Source organism: Nibribacter ruber, from assembly GCF_009913235.1.
GTDB classification, from domain to species: Bacteria; Bacteroidota; Bacteroidia; order Cytophagales; family Hymenobacteraceae; genus Nibribacter; species Nibribacter ruber.
In genome coordinates this window covers 3,012,978-3,034,513 of sequence record NZ_CP047897.1, presented here as the reverse complement: position 1 = coordinate 3,034,513, position 21,536 = coordinate 3,012,978, and the positions used below count along the sequence as shown (strand labels likewise).

Here is a 21,536-nt window from a genome sequence, read left to right as displayed (position 1 = left end):
AAAACTCCTCTTTGGGCAAACCGAAGAGGAGTTTTGCGTTTAAGGAGGCTGGCCAGTGTAAACATTTGGTAAACATTGAGGACACACCAAAACTTTCCAAGGAACTTCTTACTTTTACATTACCTCTACTGGCGACGGTTTCTTGCTGTTTCCAGAAAAAGAGGCTAAAAACGAAAAATCAAACCAGCATTCTCAGCAACCTCCATATGAACAAAGAAACCGCCACCTTTCTGAAGGGCAAGAAAAAGCAACTGTTAGAAGCCTGGATGGGCAGTCAAATCAAAGATGCTTCTTTGAGAGATGACCTTATGAGCGTGGCAGAATTACAGCAGCAGTCAGATGAGCTACTCACTACGCTGCTCAAGGCCTTTGCCAGTTCTACTGCTGAAGACATAGAGTCTAGCGAATATGAGACCACGCAAGACCTGATCAACGAGATTTCTATTTCACGTGCCCGTCAAGGATTCTCTCCGCGGGAGACCAGCGCCTACATCCTTAGCCTGAAAGAGATTTTAAGCAACGCGCTAGTAGATTTTCTAGCGAAGGAACCTGCCACCTTGTACAAGGAAATCATCTCCATGAACAAGATCATGGACAGCCTGAGCATAGTCACCATGGAAACCTACATCAAGGGCCGTGAAGAAGTGATCCTGCGCCAGACCAATGAGATGAACGAGATCTCTACGCCGGTAATACGCGTATGGGAAGGCATTCTGGCCCTGCCAATCATTGGCACCCTGGACAGTGCCCGCACCCAGGTGGTGATGGAAGCTTTGCTGGAGGAGATTGTTGCCACCGGCAGCCGCATTGCCATCTTAGATATTTCTGGCGTACCTACCGTAGATTCACTGGTAGCCCAGCATTTGATTAAAACCGTGAGCGCCGCCCGCTTAATGGGTGCCGAGTGTATCATTAGCGGTATTAGAGCAGAAATTGCCCAGACCATTGTGCACTTAGGCATTGACCTTACCAACATTTACACCAAAGCCTCTCTGGCCAGCGCCTTGAAGATGTCCTTCTCCATGCTGAACATCCAGGTGACGCGTAGTGCACAGAACGCCGCATTCGGGGGAAACAAGAGCTTCGGACTATAATCAATCACCTTTATGGATAGAATTCCTATTTTAAAAATGGGCCCCTTCCTGCTGGTGACCATTCAAGTGGACTTGTATGACCGGCTGGCCCTTACCTTAGAGAATGACCTCATCAACATGGTGAGCAAGACAGAAGCCAAAGGTGTATTGATTGACATATCTGCCGTAAGCATTGTGGACTCCTTTATGGGCCGCATCTTGGGCAACATTGCCTCCATGTCTAAAATCATGGATGCCGCCACAGTAGTGGTGGGCATGCAGCCGGCGGTAGCCATTACGCTGGTAGAACTGGGGCTTACCCTCTCTGGCGTACATACCGCCCTGGACGTGGAACAAGGCATGGAGCTGTTGAGAACCAAAATAGGCCAGCAAGACGCAGATGAAGAGGGCCTCTATGATAGTTTTATCTAAAGAGAAGCTTCCCATCCAGAAAGAACAGGATGTGATTCTGTTCAGGAACCGCATCAAAGAAGTAGCCACCAAGATTGGCATGAGCCTGGTAAACCAGACCAAACTCATGACGGCGGCCAGTGAACTGGTCCGCAACATGTTACGGTACGGCGGCGGCGGCATTACGCACATAGAGGTGGTGAGCCGCAACAGCATACCGGGCGTACGGTTGTCTTTCATAGACCAGGGCCCAGGCATTGCAGACATATCCTTAGCCATGAAAGATGGATATTCTACCGGAAAGAGCTTAGGACTGGGATTGCCAGGCGCCAAAAGGCTCGTAAATGAGTTTGACATTAAAAGCGAGCCCGGCAAGGGAACTACCATCACCATAATCCGGTGGAAAAATGGACTTTAATTTTGACGTACATCAGCACTTTGTGCTAGCAGACAGAAGCTTCCTCAACATTGTCAGGAGAGACATTGGCAAGATTGCAGAAGCCACTGGCTTTTCTGAGACAGAGACGGGCCGGGTAAACCTGATTATCACTGAAATGGCCACCAACCTGGTCAAGCACGCTGGTGACAAAGGCGGTGAACTCCTCATCAAGCCCATCTGCGAAGAAAATGGCCAAGCCTGCGGTCTGGAAGTCATCTGCCTGGACAACGGTCCCGGCATGAGCGACCCAATCCGTATGATGGAGGACGGCGTTTCTACCTACGGCAGCATGGGCCAAGGACTGGGGGCTATCAAGCGGCAGTCAGACTTTTTTGACATGTACTCTAAGCGTGGCCTGGGCACGGTGCTGCTGTCCAGGATCTACCGCAAAGGAAAGGCCCCAAAATCAGCGGCCCGGTCCAAGCAGAAGTTTCAGGTGGGCGCGGTGAAAGTACCCAAGCCCGGCGAGAAAGTAAGCGGTGACGGCTGGAACCTGCGCCTGTCGCATGAAGGCGCGTACCTCATGATCCTGGACGGTCTGGGCCACGGCGAATATGCGCATGAGGCAGCCACCCAAGCCATTAAGGTATTTTTACAGCAACCCAAAGAATCGCCTTCTACCATGTTGCGTGAGGTGCATGCCTCCATTAAAAAAACCAGGGGCGCGGTGGGTGCCATTGCCCACTGGAACGCAGAGAGCGGCCAACTCCTTTTCTGCGGGGTGGGCAACATTAGCGGACGTTTGTTTCAGCCAGGAGTTACTAAAAACCTGCTGTCTTACAATGGCACGCTGGGCATGGCCGTGCCTACTACCATCCATGACCATCAGCACAACTGGACTGCCCAGACCATGCTGGTGCTACACTCAGACGGGCTCAAAAGCCGCTGGGATTTCACCAAATACCCAGAACTCACCCGCCATGATCCAACGCTAATTGCGGCGGTGTTGTATAAAGACAATACGCGTACCCTAGACGACTCACTGGTGATAGTAGTACGCGCCACGGTATAAGCCTTGCAATGAACCAATCCATCATTTCTATAAAGCTGCAGAATGAGCTGGACGTGGTACTGGCCTATAACCGGGCCATGCAGCTGTCACAGTTCACGGGACTGCCGGTGGCCGGCCAGACCAAGTTTGCCACGGCCGTCTCAGAGATCTGCCGCAACGTGCTGGAGCATGTGGGCGAAGGCAACATCAGGTTCAGCGTACTAGAGAACAGGGGCGTTCTGTATTTAGAGGCCTACATCACAGACCGGGGCCGCGGCATTCCCAACCTCACTGAGATTCTGGACCGTCGCTTTACGCCTACCGGCAGCAAGGGGCACGGGATCCATAGTTCGCGCAAACTGGTGGACGTGTTTCAGGTGGAAAGTGATTTTGAGAAAGGTACCCGCGTACGGCTGCAAAAGCAGATTCCGGCCAACCACCCGCCCATCAACCCGGCCATCTTGAAAGGCTGGTCAGACTATTTCAATCTGGAGCCCGAGATTTCGCCCTATGCAGAGATCAAACGCCAGAACATGCAGCTCATTGAGCTCATGGAGCAGTTGCGCGTACGTACCATTGAGGCTGAGTACCAGCTTCAGCAGATTCAGCATTTGAACGAAGAGCTGCAGGCCTCCAACCATGAGGTCAATGGTCTCTTGCAGGAGCGTGACCGCTACAACCTGCAGCTGCAGCGCGTGAACAGGACCCTGGATGAGTTTGCCCATACCATCACGCATGACCTAAAGGCACCGCTGCAGAACCTGGTGGGGCTTACAGAAGCCATGGCAGATTTTCTGGCAGAAGAAAGCATAGAAGAAGCGCAGGCCGTTTTACCCATGGTGCAGCTGCAGATTACGCGCATGGACCACCTGATACGAGACGTGTTGGAGTACTCTCTTACTGGCATGCAACAGATTCCGGTAAAGCAAATCAACACGCGCGAACTGGTGGAGAACGTGCTGGAGGGACTGTCCATCCCGGCCGGCTTTACGGTAGACGTAGCCGACGACCTGCCCACGCTGGAGGCTGAGGAGATTTACCTGCGGCAGATTTTCAGCAACCTGGTAAGCAACGCCGTGAAGTACCATGACCAACCCAAGGGCCACTTATCCGTTTCTGCCATACCGCAGGAAGACTGCTGGGAGTTTGTGGTGGCAGATGACGGCCCCGGCATTCTACCCGAGGACCATGAGAAGATCTTCAACATGTTTGAGACTACCAGTGACGTGAACCACCCTGGCAGTACCGGCATTGGGCTGGCCATTGTCAAGAAGATTGTGCAGGAGAAGGAGGGCGCCGCCTGGGTAGAGTCTAACGGCCGCGGTACCGCCATGCATTTCACCTGGCCCCTGCTCAAACCCGGCAAAGAGCAGCTCTAGCCGGTCTATACATAAAAAGAGGAGAGCCGTGAATCATCTTCACGGCTCTCCTCTTTTTTATGGGGCTGTCTGTTCTTAGCGGTTGTAGTACTGAGACATGATTTCTTTGATGTCATTCTCTGTGAGGGCCTTGGAGAAATGCTTCTTCACGTGCTCATACTCTTTCAGGCGCTCCAGGTCATAAAAGCTAGCCGAAGAGGTAAGCATGAGAATGATCATGCCCTTGGGGTGATTCTGTTTGTGGTATTCGTCCAGGAACTTGAAACCGTCCATGACAGGCATTTTCAGGTCCAGGAAAATCATGTCTGGGTAGGCCTTTTGCGGGTTTCCCTCTTCAGCTTCCCGTAGGTACTCCAGCGCCTCTATTCCGTTCTTCCGCACTAAGATGTCTTTGGCCACGCCCAACTTGAGCAGCAACCGCTTATTCACAAAATTGGTGGTATCATCGTCGTCTACCAACATGACCAAGTCCAACGGCTCGTACTGACTTTTCATAGCAAATCTCAAATTAACACGCATGGTAGGCCACGCACACTAACACAAATATAAGAAACAATATGGGCTTTCTAAACTGAGCCTTCAAGACACCCGCCTACGAAACACCTACCTGCCCAGCGGAGCGACATTCCGCAGAGACCCCGCTACCGGACACTACAGTACGTGCCCCGCGTTTTTGGCGTATTTTCTGGAAAAGAAGCCAAAAACGGGCAAGCCTTGGTACAGCCGGTAACTGGTTATGGAAGCATAAGAATATAGCTACTTCAACATAGAATAGCCCTCTTGCGTATGAAGAGAAACGAGGGGGAATTTCTACACAGGCAGGCGTCTTGGCAAAAGAAGCACTGCACCCCGGCTTGCACTTAACCAGAAACCACCATGGCTATAAATTTACAGCAGATAAGCGCCCGACTCAATTTTTACATGCGCATAAAAGAGCTGGACGTCTACCAGCTGAGCGTTTTAACCCAGACGCCGCCCGCCATGGTTGGCTGCATTGTGCAGGGCGAGGAATACTGCATGGATGACCTTCTGGCGTTTCTCAAGCAGCTCCCAGACCTCAACTCCCGCTGGGTGATCTACGGCGAGGGCAACGTGTTCAAGGGCGAGGGGGATGCCAACGCCCACCCAGAGGCCCACCTCAAGAAGGACCGCTCTGCCTACATAGCCGAGATGCAGAACCTGTTGCACCAATTGGAGGAAATTGAGAAACACCAACAGGAAAAAGCGCACCTGGACATGCTCAGAAACCGCATTAGAGAACTCACCAAACACATCTAGTTTTCCCCTGATTCCCAGAAAAAAGGCCAAAAACGGCAAGGTCTACTATTAGTCAATGGTAGTGGCATGCCCTAGGCTCATGCCCGCGTCTGTAAGGCCATGATAAAGCTGGAAACCAAATAGGGCCAATGCCAGTACAATAAAAGCAAGCATGGCCACTTGCCTAGGGGTTTTAATGGTACGCTGCTCTCCCGGCACTTTCTTTTCTGCCAGCAGCACCGCCACTGTTAAACTACCCCACGCGGCGGCGGCCATGTAGTCTTGGGTGAATGCGTGCTGCCCGGTTATCACTAGTAAAAGGGCACCCGCAATAATCCGTCCTGATTTAGTATTCATTTGAGTTTTGGAAGGCGCATGTTCCGGTTTTGTACCCGCAAGTAGAATACCGGCCAGCGTGAGTGTGCAAGTAAGGAAAAAGTAGGCAGCTGCGTAGGGGTAGCGCTATTGATTTTCCGTCTAAACTAAAAACGGAGGACCTTTTTATGAAACACCGCAAGCTTAGATTACCTATGGAGTTGCAGTACTGCAACCGTAACAAATGGGGTTTTGTGGCGGGTGACAATCCGCCGTTGGTGTTGCAGCAAACGTTGCCACCGGTAGCCCCCCTTGCAGAGATTTACAATTTCTGCGGCTACACCTTCTCAGAGAATTAACAACCAAACAGGCCCAGCGGCGTTGCCGCTGGGCCGGTCCTTTTTTCATCCCATTGCCCCAGGCAGGAGCCAAGATTTCCCATTCCACCGTTTGTCCTTTACAACAGAAAGCCTCTGTTTCCTGGTGCTTAGCAACGCAAGGAAACAGAGGCTTTCTGTTGTAAAAGGAGTATCCGTCTTATTTAGATGCCTGCATGTTGGAGATTGTACCAGCCTCCCCTTTCTGAACCTTCAGGCTCAGGTATTTCTGCTGGTCGCTTCCTCTGGAGATGACGGTGTATTCGCCTTTCTTGTAGATTCTCTGCTTCACGTCTGAGGCCAGTAGGGTTTCCTGGCGCGTTAGCTTAAGCGCCGCGGCTTTGATACTGTTCCTGATGTTCTGGATGAGACCCGGTCTGAACACGCTGTATTCAATCACCTGCTGCCCGGCGCCGTCAATCTCTACATAGACAATGGCCGCCAGGCCTTCGCCTTTGTCTGCGGCGTTAAAGCAGTAGCGCTTCACGTTGCCGCTGCCGCAGTTGCCGTCATACACCCAGCCTTTCTTGCCCAGCGTTTCCTTTACCTCGTCCAGAGACTTAGACTGCAGGTTTACCAGATCCGTCACCGTAAGGGTTTGTGCGCTGGCCGCATGGCCTACCAATACAGCTAAAACCAGAACGGTCAATCCCTTCCATACGCTTTTGTACAACTTGTCCATATAAATGAGTTTTAAATACGTTTTATAAGGCATTTATACGGGAAACCCCCTGGTAAGATTAAGTCTTAGGCTAAGTTTTTGGCTTACCTGTTACCAGAAGAAATGAGTCTGCTTGCGTGTCATCTTCATTTAAAAACATTGGCCTATATCTAACAAACGCCGTTTTTACAGCACTTGCCTGTATATAGAAGATTACCTACGTTCTAAAAATACAATTTCATTCTTTTATAATTACCGTAACATCATCTAGCGGTTATCAGTATAAATCTCATGTAAGGCATCTAGGAAATTTGCTGTCTTACAAGGTTATGATGAATAGATTAAGAAGGATACGCTTAGAATTATTTAATTTAAAGACGAAGGCTAGGAAAATCTTTTCAAGATGTTACGAAGATTTGACGATGCTTATCTATTACCATGATCTAAAGAAGAAGTTTCAATTATTGATAGTAGCCAGCAACAACCTACTCTTGGCAGACAGAGAGATTTCAAGAGAAGAAGCCTTTAGAATCATGAACACCCGATAGCCCCCACGCGGCTGTGTACCCTGCAAAGGGATGTATATATACCTGGTGCAAACCACTTTTACCCCCTACAGGACTGGCCATGAATGCCAGTCCTTTTTTTTGCGCGTTGTCTGGTGCATCACTTTCCCCACGCTAAGCGTAGGCTTGGCTATGACGCACCCGTACCTCAACCTGTGCAGAGGTCTCTGCCTAATGCTGCTATTGCTTCTATCTTGTACCACCTCTAGCATAGAGCAAAAAACCAATCCTCAAACACCCGTCAACGCCCAGACGCCATTGGTGACCTTGGCCCTGGGTTCTTGCAACTCTACCGCCAGAAAGCAGCCGCTCTGGCAGGAAATCCTTAAGAACAACCCGCAGCTCTGGATCTGGCTGGGCGACAACATTTATGGGGATACGGACGACATGCGCGTGCTCAAAGCAAAATATGACCAGCAGCGGCAGCACCCAGACTACCAGAAACTCTACCAGCAGATACCGGTCATTGGCGTCTGGGATGACCATGACTACGGCCGAAACAACGCTGGCAAAGAGTATGAATTCAAAGCCCAGAGCGCCCGCCTGTTCTGGGACTTTCTGGACGAGCCCACCAAGAGCCCTCGGCGCAAGCAGAAAGGTGTGTACAGCGCCCACACCTACGGTCCGCCGGGCCAGCAGGTAAAAGTTCTGCTTCTGGACGGCCGCTACCATAGAGACTCTTTAGTGGGCCAGGAACCCAAGTACGGCGAAAACAACAAGGGAGACCTGCTAGGCGAGGCGCAATGGCGTTGGCTGGAACGGGAGCTGCGCCACAGCAAGGCGCAATTTCATTTGATTGGAACCGGTCTGCAAATCATCCCCAATGAGCACGGTTATGAACGCTGGGGCAACTTCCCTAGGGCGCGCACTCGCCTCTTCAACCTCATTGCCAAGACCAAAGCCGCTAATGTGATCCTGCTCACCGGTGACCGGCACTTCGCGGAAATCTCAAAAATACAATGGCCAGGCGTGCCTTACCCTATTTTTGAATTCACATCCAGCGGCCTCACCCACAACTGGATGAGCGGCTTTGTGCATGAACGCAACCGCCATCGCGTGGGCCAGATGCAGGACCGGCTCAATTTTGGCATCATGCGGTTCCACTGGGACCAGACGCCCTACGTGGTAGATTTTGAGATCAGGGGGAAGAACAACCGCCTCCACCAGCTAGTGAAAGTGCCATACGCCAGACCAACCAAGGTTCCTAAAACCCGGGGAGCACAACCCACCCGCAGCAAGAGCCAATAGCTTACTTTACTTTTAAAGGAAAGCATTCAGCAGAGCAATAAGCGGCAACCGTTCGTGGATACAACTCTTCGTGCCTGTATATCTTCAGCATGCTCTCAAAGCCGTTTTTAGCCTATTTCCCTGAAAACAGCATAAAAACGACAAGAGCGGCCTCCCACCCCCGGAAACCGCTCTTGTGTTATCTGCCTTCTAGCAAACCTTGTCTACTCCAAACCCACCTGAATCACCGCCGATTCTCTGTCTGGATACCGCTCCACGAAGTAGTTCTTCAGTTTGATCTTATGGTCTTCGGCGTAGGCAAAGAGCGCCTCGTATATCTTCTTGGGGGCAATCATCTGGCTGGCGTCTAGGGTGCCCTGCAAGACCGGCTGACCTGCCTTCACAATCCGCACTTTGTAGCCTTTGGGCAGGGCCACGGTGGTATCTGCAATAGCCACGCCTATGAAGGCCCTCAGAGTATTGCTTTTCTTCTCTGGGTTGTTGTAATAGATGCCGGCGGGCTCGCCTACTATCTTCTTCTGTTCTACCATCTGCCCCACTTCCTGAAACAAATCACCCAGTTCCTCGGCATCGGGCTTGCCCTCATATAGTTTTCCGGCGATAAAGATTTGGCTGGAAGTGGTCTTGGTAATGTCTACCTGCTTGAAACCACCCACGTACGCATATATGCCTATCATGGCGGCAATGACCAGGAGCATGTAGATCAAGAAACGCTTATTCATTTTTTATTGAGTGAATGAGAGAATGAGTGATTGAGAGAATGGGGTAATTTGCTGATGTGCTATTTATTCTGATTTGAAGATTTGGAAATGTGAAGATGATTTTGATGACCGTTTTTGGCTTATTTCCTGGAAGACAGGCCAAAAACGGTCTTTTCAGTTTAGTCTTACACGAAGTTCTTGTACTGCATCTCATGTAACTGGGCATAGTAGCCGCCAGATTGCAGGAGCTGCTCATGGGTGCCGCTTTCCTTGATTTCGCCGCGGTCCAAGACAATGATGTTGTCTGCCTTCTGGATGGTGGACAGACGGTGCGCAATCACAATAGAGGTGCGGCCTTCCATCAACTGGGCAATGGCGAATTGGATGAGTTCTTCGGTCTCTGAGTCAACGCTAGATGTAGCCTCGTCCAGGATGATGATCTTAGGGTCATAGACCATGGCACGCACAAACGAAATCAACTGCCGCTGCCCCACGGACAAAGTAGCCCCACGCTCCATCACGTTGTACTGCAAACCACCCGGTAAACGCTCAATGAACTTATCGGCGCCTACCAAGCGAGCGGCCTCCCAAATCTGGCTTTCGGTGATGTCTTTGTTGCCCAGCGTGATGTTCTCTTGAATAGTGCCTGAGAATAGGAACACGTCTTGCAAGACCACGCCAATGTGCCGGCGCAATACATCCAGGTCATACTCTTTAATATCATGCCCGTCTACCTTAATCACGCCTTTGTTAATCTCATAGAATCGGCTGAGCAGGTTGATGATGGACGTCTTACCCGCACCGGTGGCGCCTACCAAGGCCACGGTCTGCCCCGGTTGCACCTGGAACGAGATACCGCGCAACACCCAGTCCTCATCGTTGTAAGCGAACCATACCTGTTCAAAGTCCACGCCGCCTTTGATGGTTTCTGGACGGTATTCCCCGGTGTCTGAAATCAGTTCTTTGCTTTCCAGCAGTTTCATGATACGCTCTGAGCTCACCACGCCCAACTGCAAGGTATTGAATCTATCTGCGATTTGGCGGATGGGCCTGAAGAACATGGCGATGTACATGATAAAGGCGATGAGCGTACCCAGCGTGACATGGTCCTGCACCACGCCCTTCGCGCCGTACCAAACTAAAAGTCCCGTACCCGCCGCGCCAATCACCTCGGCCACCGGGAAGTACACCGAGTAATACAGCACGGACTTGACATTGGCGCGGGTATGTTCTTTGTTGATAGCCTCAAACTTCTTCATCTCGCGGGCCTCATTGTTGAAAATCTGCACCACCATCATGCCCGTGATGTGCTCTTGCACAAAGGCATTCAACTTAGCCACCGCCCCGCGCACCTCCTGGAAAGACGCTTTTACTTTCTCTTTAAAGACATAAGTGCTCAAAATCAAAAGTGGGAACATGGAAAGACTCACCAAGGTCAGTTCCCAATCCAGCCAGAACATGTAGGCCAGAATGAAGACCAGTTGCAGAACATCGCCAATCATGGCGGCCAAACCTTCAGAGAACACGTCAGAAAGGGTCTCTACGTCGCTCACGTTACGCGTCACCAGCGTCCCGATAGGCGTGCGGTCATAGAACTTGAGTCTGAGCTTAAGGATGTGCTCATAGAGCTTCACCCGGATGTCCCGCACTACGTACTGTCCCAGCCATCCGGCAAAATACGTGTGTAGATACGAAACAAGCGTGTGCAGAATCAAGAGCACCACCAGCCAGATGAACATGCGGTTCACGCCAGCCCAGTTGTACTGCAGAATCTGCTTGTCCACCATTTCCTGAATAAGGAACGGGCGCACTGTGGCCAGCACGGCAGAGGCCACCGTCAGAAAAATCACGAAATAAAATACCTTGTTGTAGGGCTTCACAAACCGGAAAATCTTCCTGAGTACCTCCCAGTCAAAGGCACTTCCTGTCTTACTGCCGCCTATTTCACTCATGTGGTCTTGTGCTAAATTTGATGGGCTCCTGAGAACGTGGTACGGAAAACAAACCTGTACAGGTACCTGATAGTTTTGCGTTATTCTCGTTTTTGGCCTGATTTCCAGAAAACAAGCCAAAAACGCCTGTGCCAGAGCCTCGGGCAAAAGTACTCAATAATGCTTACTTCATAAGCAGTCCTGAGTCCTGAGTCGCGAGTCTTGAGTTGAGAATGCGTTTTTGGGCTACTTTCTAGAAAACAGGCCAAAACGATTATCCTTCTTGATTGGATAAAGCTTGCAGGCGGTGCGCTTCTTGGTTATACAAGGCTTGCTGTTGGTCAAAGTACCCCTCGGGGTAGTCTACGCGATGCAGAAAAAGGCCTTCTGAAGGAGCGGCCCCGCTGGACAGGCTTCTATCCTGCCTCTCAATGATTTCTCTGAACCGGTGAACGCTGAGTTTTCCTTTGCCTACATCCAGCAACGTTCCTACAATGAGGCGCACCATGCCGCGCAGAAAGCGGTTGGCCTGAATAGTGAAGACCAACCTGTTGTCCTCTTCTAGCCAAAAGGCTTGGTTGATGGTACAGCGGTAGTGCTTGGTGTCGCCTTTAACTTTTGAGAACGTAGTGAAATCCTCCAGTTCCAGCAAGGCCTGCGCCGCCAAATTCATCTGCTCCACGTTAGGCCTGCGCGATAAGAAATACGCATGTCTCACCAGAAACGGATTCTTCTCCAGCGTAATGTGGTACTCATACGTTCTTGAAATAGCGTCAAAGCGGGTGTGCGCCTCGGGCCCTACCTGCTTGGCCTGCCGCACAGCAATGTCTGGCGGCAGAAGGCGATTGAGCTTGTAAACAATCTCCTCTGGCGTAAAAACCTTAGGCAAATCCACATGCACCCATTGCTGACCCGCATGCACACCGGTATCAGTCCGGCCACTGCCAATACTTTCTACCTGCGGCACCCTGAATACCTTAGAAATGGCATCATCCAGTACCTCCTGCACCGTAAGTGCGTTGGGTTGCGTCTGCCAGCCATGAAACCGCGTGCCGTCATAGGCCACATCTAAGAAATACCGCATGCCGCAAAGATAATGAATCTAGTCCTGAGTCTTGAGTCGCGAGTCCTGAGTCATTTTTTCTCCCCGCCTGCAGGGCGATGAAGGCATTGCAACTTCTCCACCTGCAACCCGCCTGCCCTCGACTGAGGCAAAAGAGCCTGTTCCCATTAAGGCTCTTTTGCCGAGGGAGAAAGCAGCGACGTTTAAAGTAGCAGAGGACTAAGCCCGCGATGAAACGAATCACATCAGCCAGGTGCAGAGAAGGAAGAAAAGCTGTCTGAGCGGCAGCGAGTTTCTTTTCTTCTTGATTCTTTTGGTTACTTTTCTCATCAAGGAGAAAAGTGACAAACCTCTCTCGGAGTATGAAAAGTTGAAAGTTGAGAAGTAAGAGTTGGGAGGCAGTTCTGGTCGTTGGTGATAACACCAACAACGGCGGACGGGTATGATTAGCGATTGTAAACACCCCTCTTCGCTCCCCCTCAAGGGGAGAATCTGCACTTTGACGGGAGAATTCGCACTTTGAATCGGCATGGTGTTTTTGGCCTACTTTCTGGGAAACGAGCTAAAACTGAAATCACAGGCACAAAAAAAACGGCCTCCCTCCGGGAAGCCGTTTTTTCACCTTAACCTATTCAAAAACCATTATTCACTATCTATTGAAAGAAATCAAAGACATATTGCCTCTGGACGCTTCCCAGTTCTGCTGACGGGTATCGCGGTCCTGCTCATAGCGAGCCTGCAAGGCATCTTTTTCCCTTTCATAATTCGCTTTCATACTCGCTTTCTCTTGCTCATAATCAGTTCTAGACAAGCTATTCTCATCTGCTCTATAGCGATCGCGCAGTTCATGCTGACGGCGGTTGTATTCCCGCTTCAGGTTGTCCTTGTCTCTATTGTATTGAGATTTGGCGCGGGCCATCTCTTGCTGGTAAGAAGCCTCGTCGCCACGCTTGCTTTTTTTAACGTCTTTCTTGGCGGCCTTCTCAAACGCTTTTCGGTTTTGCTCAGCGGCTTTCTGCTGTTGCTTGTCTTTATCAGCATCTTTCACACCAGAGGCCATGGCCAAGTTTCCGAAGGACAAAACACTAAACATTGCGAGTAAAAAGTACCGTTTCATATCTGTGGGTTTTAAGTTCTGACTAGTAGAATGCAACGTCCGTGCCAGAATAATTTTGTTTTCGGGCTACTTTTCAGAAAACAGGCCAAAAACGATTTCAACGCGCTCAAATTCAGGCATAAAAAATAGTCCCGCCTCTGCTAAGCAAAGACGGGATTATCTGGAAATAATATGCTAAAGCAAGCTATTCACATTTTTCATATAGCACCGCCAGGCCTTGGCCTACACCAATACACATGGTAGCCAAACCGTACTTGGCGTCTGGACGGCGTTTCATTTCATGCAGAAGCGTGGCGCTCACTCGGGTACCGCTGGCACCCAGTGGATGCCCGATGGCAATGGAACCTCCGTTCACGTTCACTTTCTCGGGGTCCAGCCCTAATTCTTTTGAGCAAGCCAACGCTTGTGAGGCGAAGGCCTCATTCAGTTCTATCAAATCCAGGTCTTTTACTTCCAGCCCAGCACGCTCCAACACTTTGCGGGTGGCCGGTACTGGACCGATGCCCATGTGCGCAGGGTCTACTCCGGCAACAGCGGCGGCGACAATCCTAGCCATAGGCTTGAGGTTGTGCTTGCGCATGTAGTCACCACTTACAATTAAAGCCGCGGCGGCTCCGTCATTGATCCCAGAGGCATTCCCAGCCGTCACAGAACCACCTTCTTTGATGAAGGCAGGCTTCAGTTCGGCTAACTTTTCAATGGGCGATAAGCGCGGGTGCTCATCGGTGTCAAATACCAAAGCCTCGCCTTTCTTCTGCGGCACGGCCACAGGCACAATCTCATCCTTAAATTTGCCGGCCTTGGCGGCTTCCTGGTAACGGGTCTGCGACTGTACGGCAAATTTATCCTGGTCTTCGCGGGAGATGTTCCATTGCTTGGCCACGTTCTCGGCGGTCTCGCCCATGGAGTACGGGTGGTGGAGTTTGGAAAGGGCAGGATTCACAAAGCGCCAGCCAATGGTGGTGTCATGAATCTCAGGGGTGCGGCTCCAGGCCGAGTCTGATTTGGCCATCACGAACGGCGCGCGGGTCATGCTCTCCACGCCGCCGGCAATGTAAACTTCGCCTTCACCAGCTTTGATAGCGCGGCTGGCGTCTGCGATGGACTGTAAACCTGAGGCGCACAGTCGGTTTACGGTCACGCCGCCCACCTCTTGCGGCAGGCCCGCCAACAACGCCGACATGCGGGCCACGTTGCGGTTGTCCTCGCCGGCTTGGTTGGCCGCACCGAAAATAACGTCTTCAATATCCTTGGGATTCACGTCTGGGTTGCGGGCCATCAACTCTTTGATGACGTGCGCACCCAGGTCGTCTGGCCTGATGCTGCACAACGAACCGCCAAATTTGCCTACCGGCGTCCGGATGATGTCTATGATATAAGCGTCTTGAGCCATGATTGACAAGTTTTATGTAGCTTTGTATTACTGACTGCAAGTTAACTAACCCTGTTATGATACAAAGAATTCAAAGTGTGTTTCTGTTGCTTATTGTGATTGCCATGGTGGGTATGTTCTTCGTGCCTATCTGGGCGAAGACGAATCCGGCCAATGGCGTGGAATATGTATTGGACGCCTACCAATTAGGACCTGAAACCGCCACCGAGGGAGCCACTTCTAAGAGCGCCATTTTCATTGCTATTCTGGCTGGGGCCGCCGCCCTTATTGCTCTTTATGAAATCTTCCAATACAAGAGCCGCCTCACCCAAATGAAACTGGGTCTTTTAAACTCTGTGGTACTGGCTGCCTTAGTGGGCGTGGTATTCTACTTCTCTTTCTACGTGGGCGAAGACTTGGTTCCCACCAAAGAAGCAGGAGAGCGCCTGTCTGGCTTTTACATTCCCTTCGTGGCCATGGTTATGAATGCCCTCGCCAACCGCTTCATCAAACGCGATGAGGACTTGGTGCGGTCAATGGATAGATTGCGCTAAGCGCGAAGATAGACTTAAGACACAAGACGCCAGACACAAGATTTTCTAATGTGTCTGGCGTCTTTCGTTTTTGGCCTATTTTGATGAAAATAGGCTAAAAACGATGCACTGGCATTCATGCCTCTTGTCTGGTGTATTGCAATTTCCTCTCTTTGGCCTAACCCCTTCTCACCTACTTCTTTCGTATTTTTTAATCCTACCTCAACCCTTCTTTAGGCATTCCCTCCTCTTTTGTCATCCTGAAAGGATCTTGTGGGCAAGCTGTAATAGCGTTTTCCAAAAGTGGACATCTGAATTAGTTATACAAGAAGAGGGTTGTTTCATTGCCTCTACCTATCTAGTTCGCTACCGAGATCCTTTCAGGATGACAAAAGAGGGAGAGAATTAGTAGTAGTAGTAGTACCTCAATAAAATAGAAGAGCCTCTGCAATGTGCAGAGGCTCTTCTGTTTTCATAGTCTGGTGTAGATTCAAAATGAAGTCTTAAATCATATGTCTTGCGTCTTATATCTACTCCGCTACTGCTTGTAGATGAAATCCTGCATTTCGCGTTTGTTGCTAGAAAACTCTAAAGCGTCCAGCACTCTAGGGAAGTTGCGGGTGTCGCACACGAAGGTGTAGGCGTATTTGGCTAGTTTCACTTTGCGGTCTTCAAAGGTGAGGGCGTCCATGAGCGCGATTAAGTCTTCGGTCATGATCCCACCGGCCAGTTTAATTTCGCCTTTGGCAATCTCCAGCTTGCGGTCATCCATGCCTTCCTCTTTTATGAACCGAAGCGCGCGCTCCAGTTCCCGTTCTTGCATGGCGTTCCGGCACACTACATCGTCCTGGTCATAATTGTTGTCTGGTCTAGGGTTTGGTCTGGGAGTCGGTCTTGGGTCAGGACGGCGGCGCATAGGTTCCTCTCCTACTTTGCGCAGGAACAAGGCGTTTCCTCTGGGGCCGCGGGCCAGTTCATAGATGCTTTCATAGCCTTCTTGCAAGAACACCTCGGCGCGTATGTTCTGGGCCCGGCCTCTTCTCAATATCCTGATGTCCAGCCAATACCTACCGGCGGGCAAATCGCCTACATCTACTCTATTAGTAGCGGTACGGTTAATGACTCTTCCGCCGACGGTCAGGTAGAACAGTTCGCCACGCACGGTAGCAATAGAAAGAGCTGCTTCTTGTCTGGGTCTGGCCTCTACCTGTGGCAGGGCTAGGAGCAAGCATAAAATCACGAAGGCGTACAAAGGTTTCATGGCTGTAATTCTTTAGGTAAAACTCATGTAAAGCCTTATCCAAGTATTGTGCCAATTCTATATTTAAAATGAATCCCTTTTCCGTTTTTGGCTTACTTTCTGTAAAACAGGCCAAAAACGAAGAAGGGATTGATATTTACAAGAATCTCTTTGGGATAAATTCTTCAATAGCCTGAGCACTCAACTTCTTTTACCAAACCCGTGGTCGGGTCATATTCTATAGCAACTGTATAAGAGGCGCCGCTTGTTGGATAGGTCAATAAAAACGCAGTTGGTTTTCCTTTCTCAAATGTAGTCTCATAGGAAAAGCTTTTAAGATGCTCATAGTAACGACTGCCGCCCATGGCCACTTTGGCCTCTTCCAAGGTCATTCCAGCTTTTACTTTGTGGCAGTTCCTGATGTAGAGCTTTTCATACCTACTCTCTAGATACACTTCCCGCAGTAACAATCCTGAAGCAACCACTCCTACTCCGGCAAAAAGGAACAGCAAGGTCATCAATATTGACTTTATGGCTTTCTGCATACCGCTTTGCCTGTCACCTTACCCTTCGTAATAAAACTCGCCGTACGGGCTCTTAATAGTCAACTCATTCTTCTCACTCGCTTCTACGCGGCCAATGATTTGGGAGTCTATGTTGAAGGACTTGCCGATGTTCACCAAGTCTTCGGCTATTTCCTGAGGCACGTACAGTTCCAGGCGGTGGCCCATGTTGAAGACCTTGTACATTTCCTGCCAACTGGTGTTGCTTTGCTCTTGAATGAGCCTGAACAGCGGAGGCACCGGCAAGAGGTTGTCTTTGATGATATGGACGTTCTCTGTGAAGTGCAACACCTTGGTCTGCGCGCCACCACTGCAATGCACCATGCCGTGCAGTTGGCTTCGGTAGTCTTTCAAGATGGCCTGCACCAAGGGCGCGTAGGTTCTGGTAGGTGACAAGACTAGTTTCCCAACAGTCAGGCCGGTTTCTTCATTGACATCGGTGAGTTTGCAGGAGCCAGAGTATACCAAATCAGAAGGCACCGCGGGGTCAAAGCTTTCTGGGTAGGCCTGGGCCAGGTAATTGGCGAAGACGTCATGACGGGCGCTGGTAAGGCCGTTGCTGCCCATGCCGCCGTTGTATTCGCTCTCATAGGTCGCCTGTCCGTACGACGCGAAGCCTACAATCACATCGCCGGGCTGGATGGTGTGGTTGGAAATGACCTCAGAGCGTTTCATGCGGGCCGTCACGGTGCTGTCCACAATGATGGTGCGCACCAAATCGCCCACGTCGGCGGTCTCGCCGCCAGTGCTGTAAATGCCAATGCCGTTGTCCCGTAGCATCTGCAAGACTTCCTCGGTGCCGTTGATGATGGCGGCAATCACCTCGCCGGGCACCAAGTTTTTGTTACGGCCAATGGTAGAGGACAGTAAAATGTTTTCGGTGGCACCCACGCACAGCAGGTCATCGGTGTTCATGACAATGGCGTCTTGGGCAATGCCTTTCCAGACGGAGAGGTCGCCGGTTTCTTTCCAGTACAGATATGCTAGCGCAGATTTGGTGCCGGCGCCGTCGGCGTGCATGATGTTGCAGTACTCGGGGTCGCCTACCAACAGGTCTGGGATGATTTTGCAGAAGGCTTTGGGGAAGAGGCCTTTGTCAATGTTCTGGATGGCGTTGTGCACATCTTCTTTGGAGGCAGACACGCCGCGTTGCAGGTACCGGTTTTCCATGGTGGGCTTCTCTGGAATGGTGGAAAGATGAAAGCCGTTATTAGGCTACTTTCACAGAAACAGGCCAAAAACGCGGCCGTGCTTTTGTTGGGGTAAAAATAAGAAAGCCTTCTGGGTTTGAAGGCTTTTATTCTGATTCCCATGAAAATAATCCCGGAGCTGGCTTCCCTCCTCTTCACCCCTATAACGTCTTGCTGAAAGAAAGCTTAGGATAGGCCGTACAGCCAATGCTTTCCTTAAAGTCACACAACCCGTAGTTAGGCACACTATCCTCTGTGGAATAGCCCACGTCTATCACCTGCACGCCTTTGTCTAAATAGTATTGCACCAATTGGAAAGACAGGTAGTTCATGGTTCTATTGCTGGACAACTCGGGCAAGTCTCCCCAGTAGATAATCTGCACCACATCTTTGGCTACCTGAAAAACAATGGCCGCCGCTACTGGCGCACCCGCCAATCGTACCAAAAAGAAATCCGAAGGAATGAGCGAACCTGTCTGGAGCAACTGCTCCAAGGACATGCGCAGGGGCTTGGTTCTGGTGAAGCGATTCTGCTTGATAACTTCATACGCCAGTCGTTTCTCTTCCTCGGTCTCGCAAACAGAAAAGGAGAAGTCTTTGGTCACGGCAATGGCCAGATTCTTCTGGGCGTTTCGTCTAAATGTCTCTTGATAGCTTTCTATGGTTTGCCCGGCCAGATGCACGGAATGATTCAACTCCAATTGCATGACTGTAAAGCCATGGCTATGCAAAGCATTATAAGACTTGCCAAGAAAACTGGGATTATAGAACAGCGGCGGAAGCGTGAATTCAATCCTAGAAACGCCTTCTGCAAGGCAATACTCTTGCAATGAATCCAGCGCCTGGTCCAGATGTTGAATGCGCACATCGTCCTTCACAAAAGAAAATCCACCGAAGGGCGCTGAGAAAGGAGATTTAAAGACACCGTCCTGTACAACTCCCAACAGACCCAGCCTATACTTTTTGGTTTTGAACGCGAGGCAGTGCAATTCCAACCCCAGTCTATCTGCGTTGAATTGGTTGAAGCCCACGGAATTGTAGACATGGTAGGGCGCCGGGAAAATTGCTTCGTATGTTTCTGCGCTTAGCCTTTGTAGCTCCATGGGCACTCTAAAAACGTTTTCGGCCTGCTTTCTGGAAAACAGGCCGAAAACGACATTTTATTAATTCAAATGAAATCTCTGTGAAGGCTTACTCGTCAATGCGGGTTACCTTGAACTCCGTGCGGCGGTTGCGTTGGTGCTCAGCCTCGGTTTTAGCATTCTTCACCACTGGTCTTGACTCGCCATATCCTTTGGCCGTGATGCGGTTCTTGTCAATGCCTTTGGAGATAATGTAATCCACGGCACTTTGGGCCCTGCGCTGTGACAAATCCTGGTTGTACAAATCATTACCACGGCTGTCTGTATGCGAGCTCAACTCAATGGTGATTTTAGGATTGTCCACCAAAGTCTGCACCAGCTTGTCTAGCTCAATGGCCGCGTCCGGTCTAATGTTGGCTTTGTCAAAGTCATAGAAGATGTTCTCCACCACAATGGCTTTGTTCTTCACAATCTTAGTGAGCGTGAGCGTGGTGGTGAGTCTAATCTCGGTGAGTGGTTGAGTCAGTTGGCTTTGCGGCGGCGTTTTGCCCTGTGTAATCACTGACTGACGGGCGGCAAAGTAGCCTTCGCGCTCTGCCAAGACAGAATACACGCTGGCCGTGTCCAGCTTAAAGCTGAAAGCACCACCAGCAGTAGAAACAGTCTCCGCCACTTTCTGTCCTTGGGCGTTCTGCAAGGTGACGCGAATATTGCCCATGGCCGTGGTGGCGTTGGTTTTGTCATTACGTTCTACCACGCGGCCGTCCACGAAGAAGTTAACCAGCTTAGGCTGACGCTTCTCAAAGCCATAAATATCATCTCCTCCTTGGCCACCAGCACGGTTAGAAGAGAAATACCCTCTGTCTTTGTCTATGTAGAAGATGGCAAAGTCATCGCCTACGGTATTCAAAGGCGCACCTAGGTTGATAATAGAGTCCCCATTGATTCTGAACAAGTCCAGCCCGCCCAAGCCCGGATGCCCGTCTGAGGCGATGTACAAAGTGCCATCTGGCGCTACGTGCGGAAACGATTCATTGCCCGGTGTGTTGATGGGAGCTCCCAGATTGACCGGACGCGAGAAACGACCACCTTCATCTAAGGTAGCGCTCCAGATATCATTGCCTCCCTGGCCACCGCGGCGGTCTGAGGAGAAATATAAGGTTTTACCGTCTGGCGAGAACGCCGGTGTGGCATCCCAGGCGGCATCATCGTTGAAACTTAAGATGGTAGGGTCAGACCATTTGCCAGTCTTGAACTGGGACACAAACAAATCCACGTCTTGGCGGCCTTTCTTCTTGCCGCTGTTGCTTCGGGCAAAAATCATGGTGCGACCTTCGTTGGTGAACGTAGGCGTGGCTTCATGGATGCCTACAGAGTTCACAGGCTCCCCAAAAGAAACCGCACTGCCCGTGGTGTCATTCTGGGTGACCACATATAAATCCTGGAAGCCTTCGCCGTTGCCCTTGTACACCTGGGTCTCACGGGTAGAGGCAAACATCAACTGCCCTTGGTGCACTACCGGCCCGAAGTCTGAGGCTGCCGTGTTGGCGGCTTTAAAAGGCTCAATTACCTGGTAGGTAGGTGTATTCAAGATAGCCGGTACCTGCTTGAGGTTCTCTACCTCGCGGCTGGCAATGGCAATAAAGGTCTTGTTGGCGGCTACTGCTAAGTATTGCTGTAGTTGGGCGGCGGCCTCTTCATATCTACCCACGGCTTTCAGGGCCATGCCGTAGCGGAACAAGGTTTCCTCGCTCTTCTGCCCAGCGTCAATGGCGGCTTTGTAAAACGGTTCGGCCTGCGGAAGTCGGTTAGACAGGCGGTAGGCTTCGGCTAGTTTAAAGTTGGCCGTTCTGGCGTTGCGACTGTTCTTTAAAGCGGCTTGGTAGTGCTCAATGGCCAGTTGGTATTCTCCCTGCTTAAAGTCCTTGTCGCCTTTAGACAAAGACGATTTAAACGGGCCGCACCCGTTGAGAGCAACTAGAAGGGCCAGTGCCCCAAGCGTTTTGTAGTGTCGCATCATATGGTAA

Annotated in this window: 22 protein-coding genes; 9 read left to right on the top strand and 13 right to left on the bottom strand. The window is 50.7% G+C overall.

Annotated features, from left to right (window positions below):
• The first annotated feature begins 206 nt into the window (after positions 1 to 206).
• From GU926_RS12795 to GU926_RS12775, 5 genes are read left to right on the top strand one after another with little or no spacing between them, the layout of a single operon-like run.
• A complete protein-coding gene (locus GU926_RS12795) occupies positions 207 to 1,094 on the top strand; it encodes an STAS domain-containing protein (RefSeq protein WP_160692459.1) in 888 nt (295 codons plus the stop codon).
• Positions 1,095 to 1,106: 12 nt separating this feature from the next.
• Complete coding sequence (locus tag GU926_RS12790) at positions 1,107 to 1,505, top strand: STAS domain-containing protein (protein WP_160692457.1); 399 nt, start codon at positions 1,107 to 1,109, stop codon at positions 1,503 to 1,505.
• Positions 1,489 to 1,902 carry an anti-sigma regulatory factor gene (locus GU926_RS12785; RefSeq protein WP_160692455.1) on the top strand — a complete coding sequence of 138 codons (414 nt, stop codon included), beginning with the start codon at positions 1,489 to 1,491 and terminating at the stop codon, positions 1,900 to 1,902. Before GU926_RS12790 ends, GU926_RS12785 begins: the two co-directional genes overlap by 17 nt.
• Positions 1,892 to 2,935: a SpoIIE family protein phosphatase gene (locus GU926_RS12780; protein WP_160692454.1), complete on the top strand. Its 1,044-nt coding sequence runs from the start codon at positions 1,892 to 1,894 to the stop codon at positions 2,933 to 2,935. The genes GU926_RS12785 and GU926_RS12780 overlap by 11 nt, the downstream gene beginning before the upstream one ends.
• Positions 2,936 to 2,943: 8 nt before the next feature.
• Complete coding sequence (locus tag GU926_RS12775; protein ID WP_160692452.1) at positions 2,944 to 4,293, top strand: sensor histidine kinase; 1,350 nt, start codon at positions 2,944 to 2,946, stop codon at positions 4,291 to 4,293.
• Positions 4,294 to 4,368: 75 nt separating this feature from the next.
• On the opposite strand, the gene GU926_RS12770 is transcribed toward GU926_RS12775, so the two are convergent.
• Positions 4,369 to 4,788: a response regulator gene (locus GU926_RS12770; protein ID WP_160692450.1), complete on the bottom strand. Its 420-nt coding sequence runs from the start codon at positions 4,786 to 4,788 to the stop codon at positions 4,369 to 4,371.
• Between the two features lie 381 nt (positions 4,789 to 5,169).
• Here GU926_RS12770 and GU926_RS12765 point away from each other — a divergent pair, with 381 nt between their 5' ends.
• Positions 5,170 to 5,571 (top strand): hypothetical protein, encoded by a 402-nt coding sequence (locus GU926_RS12765; RefSeq protein WP_160692448.1) that lies wholly within the window; start codon positions 5,170 to 5,172, stop codon positions 5,569 to 5,571.
• A gap of 48 nt (positions 5,572 to 5,619) precedes the next feature.
• On the opposite strand, the gene GU926_RS12760 is transcribed toward GU926_RS12765, so the two are convergent.
• Positions 5,620 to 5,907: a hypothetical protein gene (locus GU926_RS12760; RefSeq protein ID WP_160692447.1), complete on the bottom strand. Its 288-nt coding sequence runs from the start codon at positions 5,905 to 5,907 to the stop codon at positions 5,620 to 5,622.
• Positions 5,908 to 6,053: 146 nt separating this feature from the next.
• Here GU926_RS12760 and GU926_RS12755 point away from each other — a divergent pair, with 146 nt between their 5' ends.
• Positions 6,054 to 6,224, top strand: coding sequence for a hypothetical protein (locus GU926_RS12755; protein ID WP_160692445.1), 171 nt, complete (start codon positions 6,054 to 6,056; stop codon positions 6,222 to 6,224).
• 178 nt (positions 6,225 to 6,402) lie between these two features.
• Here the strand turns inward: GU926_RS12755 and GU926_RS12750 are convergent, their stop codons facing one another.
• Positions 6,403 to 6,924 carry a hypothetical protein gene (locus GU926_RS12750; protein ID WP_160692443.1) on the bottom strand — a complete coding sequence of 174 codons (522 nt, stop codon included), beginning with the start codon at positions 6,922 to 6,924 and terminating at the stop codon, positions 6,403 to 6,405.
• 677 nt (positions 6,925 to 7,601) lie between these two features.
• On the opposite strand from GU926_RS12750, the gene GU926_RS12745 reads away from it, so the two are divergent.
• The gene (locus GU926_RS12745; protein WP_160692441.1) at positions 7,602 to 8,717 is read left to right on the top strand and encodes an alkaline phosphatase D family protein; all 1,116 of its coding nucleotides are present in this window, start codon (positions 7,602 to 7,604) and stop codon (positions 8,715 to 8,717) included.
• 203 nt (positions 8,718 to 8,920) lie between these two features.
• Here GU926_RS12745 and GU926_RS12740 read toward each other — a convergent pair whose 3' ends face one another.
• The 5 genes from GU926_RS12740 to GU926_RS12720 all read right to left on the bottom strand — a co-directional run bounded on the left by GU926_RS12740 (position 8,921) and on the right by GU926_RS12720 (position 14,922).
• The gene (locus GU926_RS12740; protein ID WP_160692439.1) at positions 8,921 to 9,439 is read right to left on the bottom strand and encodes a GyrI-like domain-containing protein; all 519 of its coding nucleotides are present in this window, start codon (positions 9,437 to 9,439) and stop codon (positions 8,921 to 8,923) included.
• A 164-nt stretch (positions 9,440 to 9,603) separates the two neighbouring features.
• Entirely contained in the window at positions 9,604 to 11,370 is a 1,767-nt protein-coding gene (locus GU926_RS12735; RefSeq protein WP_160692437.1) for an ABC transporter ATP-binding protein, read from the bottom strand.
• Between the two features lie 253 nt (positions 11,371 to 11,623).
• Positions 11,624 to 12,433, bottom strand: a complete 810-nt coding sequence (gene truA / locus GU926_RS12730; RefSeq protein WP_160692435.1) for a tRNA pseudouridine(38-40) synthase TruA — start codon at positions 12,431 to 12,433, stop codon at positions 11,624 to 11,626.
• Between the two features lie 628 nt (positions 12,434 to 13,061).
• Positions 13,062 to 13,529, bottom strand: coding sequence for a hypothetical protein (locus GU926_RS12725; RefSeq protein ID WP_160692433.1), 468 nt, complete (start codon positions 13,527 to 13,529; stop codon positions 13,062 to 13,064).
• 184 nt (positions 13,530 to 13,713) lie between these two features.
• Positions 13,714 to 14,922 carry an acetyl-CoA C-acyltransferase gene (locus tag GU926_RS12720; protein WP_160692431.1) on the bottom strand — a complete coding sequence of 403 codons (1,209 nt, stop codon included), beginning with the start codon at positions 14,920 to 14,922 and terminating at the stop codon, positions 13,714 to 13,716.
• 56 nt (positions 14,923 to 14,978) lie between these two features.
• On the opposite strand from GU926_RS12720, the gene GU926_RS12715 reads away from it, so the two are divergent.
• On the top strand, positions 14,979 to 15,455 hold the full coding sequence (locus GU926_RS12715; RefSeq protein ID WP_160692429.1) for a DUF4293 domain-containing protein: 477 nt from the start codon (positions 14,979 to 14,981) through the stop codon (positions 15,453 to 15,455).
• Positions 15,456 to 15,972: 517 nt separating this feature from the next.
• Here the strand turns inward: GU926_RS12715 and GU926_RS12710 are convergent.
• The 5 genes from GU926_RS12710 to GU926_RS12690 form a co-directional block, all read right to left on the bottom strand.
• Entirely contained in the window at positions 15,973 to 16,695 is a 723-nt protein-coding gene (locus GU926_RS12710; RefSeq protein ID WP_160692427.1) for a DUF4476 domain-containing protein, read from the bottom strand.
• Between the two features lie 164 nt (positions 16,696 to 16,859).
• On the bottom strand, positions 16,860 to 17,219 hold the full coding sequence (locus GU926_RS12705) for a hypothetical protein (RefSeq protein WP_160692425.1): 360 nt from the start codon (positions 17,217 to 17,219) through the stop codon (positions 16,860 to 16,862).
• An 18-nt stretch (positions 17,220 to 17,237) separates the two neighbouring features.
• The gene (locus GU926_RS12700; protein ID WP_160692423.1) at positions 17,238 to 18,407 is read right to left on the bottom strand and encodes an AIR synthase related protein; all 1,170 of its coding nucleotides are present in this window, start codon (positions 18,405 to 18,407) and stop codon (positions 17,238 to 17,240) included.
• 181 nt (positions 18,408 to 18,588) lie between these two features.
• Entirely contained in the window at positions 18,589 to 19,530 is a 942-nt protein-coding gene (locus tag GU926_RS12695; protein ID WP_160692421.1) for a hypothetical protein, read from the bottom strand.
• Positions 19,531 to 19,618: 88 nt separating this feature from the next.
• A complete protein-coding gene (locus tag GU926_RS12690) occupies positions 19,619 to 21,529 on the bottom strand; it encodes an OmpA family protein (protein ID WP_160692419.1) in 1,911 nt (636 codons plus the stop codon).
• Between the last annotated feature and the right edge of the window lie 7 nt (positions 21,530 to 21,536).

Excerpts from the sequence above, each read along its gene's own strand:
- GU926_RS12795 (WP_160692459.1), top strand. The coding sequence starts at position 207 with ATGAACAAAGAAACCGCCACCTTTCTGAAGGGCAAGAAAAAGCAACTG.
- GU926_RS12790 (WP_160692457.1), top strand. The coding sequence starts at position 1,107 with ATGGATAGAATTCCTATTTTAAAAATGGGCCCCTTCCTGCTGGTGACC.
- GU926_RS12785 (WP_160692455.1), top strand. The coding sequence starts at position 1,489 with ATGATAGTTTTATCTAAAGAGAAGCTTCCCATCCAGAAAGAACAGGAT.
- GU926_RS12780 (WP_160692454.1), top strand. The coding sequence starts at position 1,892 with ATGGACTTTAATTTTGACGTACATCAGCACTTTGTGCTAGCAGACAGA.
- GU926_RS12775 (WP_160692452.1), top strand. The coding sequence starts at position 2,944 with ATGAACCAATCCATCATTTCTATAAAGCTGCAGAATGAGCTGGACGTG.
- GU926_RS12770 (WP_160692450.1), bottom strand. The coding sequence starts at position 4,788 with ATGAAAAGTCAGTACGAGCCGTTGGACTTGGTCATGTTGGTAGACGAC.
- GU926_RS12765 (WP_160692448.1), top strand. The coding sequence starts at position 5,170 with ATGGCTATAAATTTACAGCAGATAAGCGCCCGACTCAATTTTTACATG.
- GU926_RS12760 (WP_160692447.1), bottom strand. The coding sequence starts at position 5,907 with ATGAATACTAAATCAGGACGGATTATTGCGGGTGCCCTTTTACTAGTG.
- GU926_RS12755 (WP_160692445.1), top strand. The coding sequence starts at position 6,054 with ATGAAACACCGCAAGCTTAGATTACCTATGGAGTTGCAGTACTGCAAC.
- GU926_RS12750 (WP_160692443.1), bottom strand. The coding sequence starts at position 6,924 with ATGGACAAGTTGTACAAAAGCGTATGGAAGGGATTGACCGTTCTGGTT.
- GU926_RS12745 (WP_160692441.1), top strand. The coding sequence starts at position 7,602 with ATGACGCACCCGTACCTCAACCTGTGCAGAGGTCTCTGCCTAATGCTG.
- GU926_RS12740 (WP_160692439.1), bottom strand. The coding sequence starts at position 9,439 with ATGAATAAGCGTTTCTTGATCTACATGCTCCTGGTCATTGCCGCCATG.
- GU926_RS12735 (WP_160692437.1), bottom strand. The coding sequence starts at position 11,370 with ATGAGTGAAATAGGCGGCAGTAAGACAGGAAGTGCCTTTGACTGGGAG.
- truA (WP_160692435.1), bottom strand. The coding sequence starts at position 12,433 with ATGCGGTATTTCTTAGATGTGGCCTATGACGGCACGCGGTTTCATGGC.
- GU926_RS12725 (WP_160692433.1), bottom strand. The coding sequence starts at position 13,529 with ATGAAACGGTACTTTTTACTCGCAATGTTTAGTGTTTTGTCCTTCGGA.
- GU926_RS12720 (WP_160692431.1), bottom strand. The coding sequence starts at position 14,922 with ATGGCTCAAGACGCTTATATCATAGACATCATCCGGACGCCGGTAGGC.
- GU926_RS12715 (WP_160692429.1), top strand. The coding sequence starts at position 14,979 with ATGATACAAAGAATTCAAAGTGTGTTTCTGTTGCTTATTGTGATTGCC.
- GU926_RS12710 (WP_160692427.1), bottom strand. The coding sequence starts at position 16,695 with ATGAAACCTTTGTACGCCTTCGTGATTTTATGCTTGCTCCTAGCCCTG.
- GU926_RS12705 (WP_160692425.1), bottom strand. The coding sequence starts at position 17,219 with ATGCAGAAAGCCATAAAGTCAATATTGATGACCTTGCTGTTCCTTTTT.
- GU926_RS12700 (WP_160692423.1), bottom strand. The coding sequence starts at position 18,407 with ATGGAAAACCGGTACCTGCAACGCGGCGTGTCTGCCTCCAAAGAAGAT.
- GU926_RS12695 (WP_160692421.1), bottom strand. The coding sequence starts at position 19,530 with ATGGAGCTACAAAGGCTAAGCGCAGAAACATACGAAGCAATTTTCCCG.
- GU926_RS12690 (WP_160692419.1), bottom strand. The coding sequence starts at position 21,529 with ATGATGCGACACTACAAAACGCTTGGGGCACTGGCCCTTCTAGTTGCT.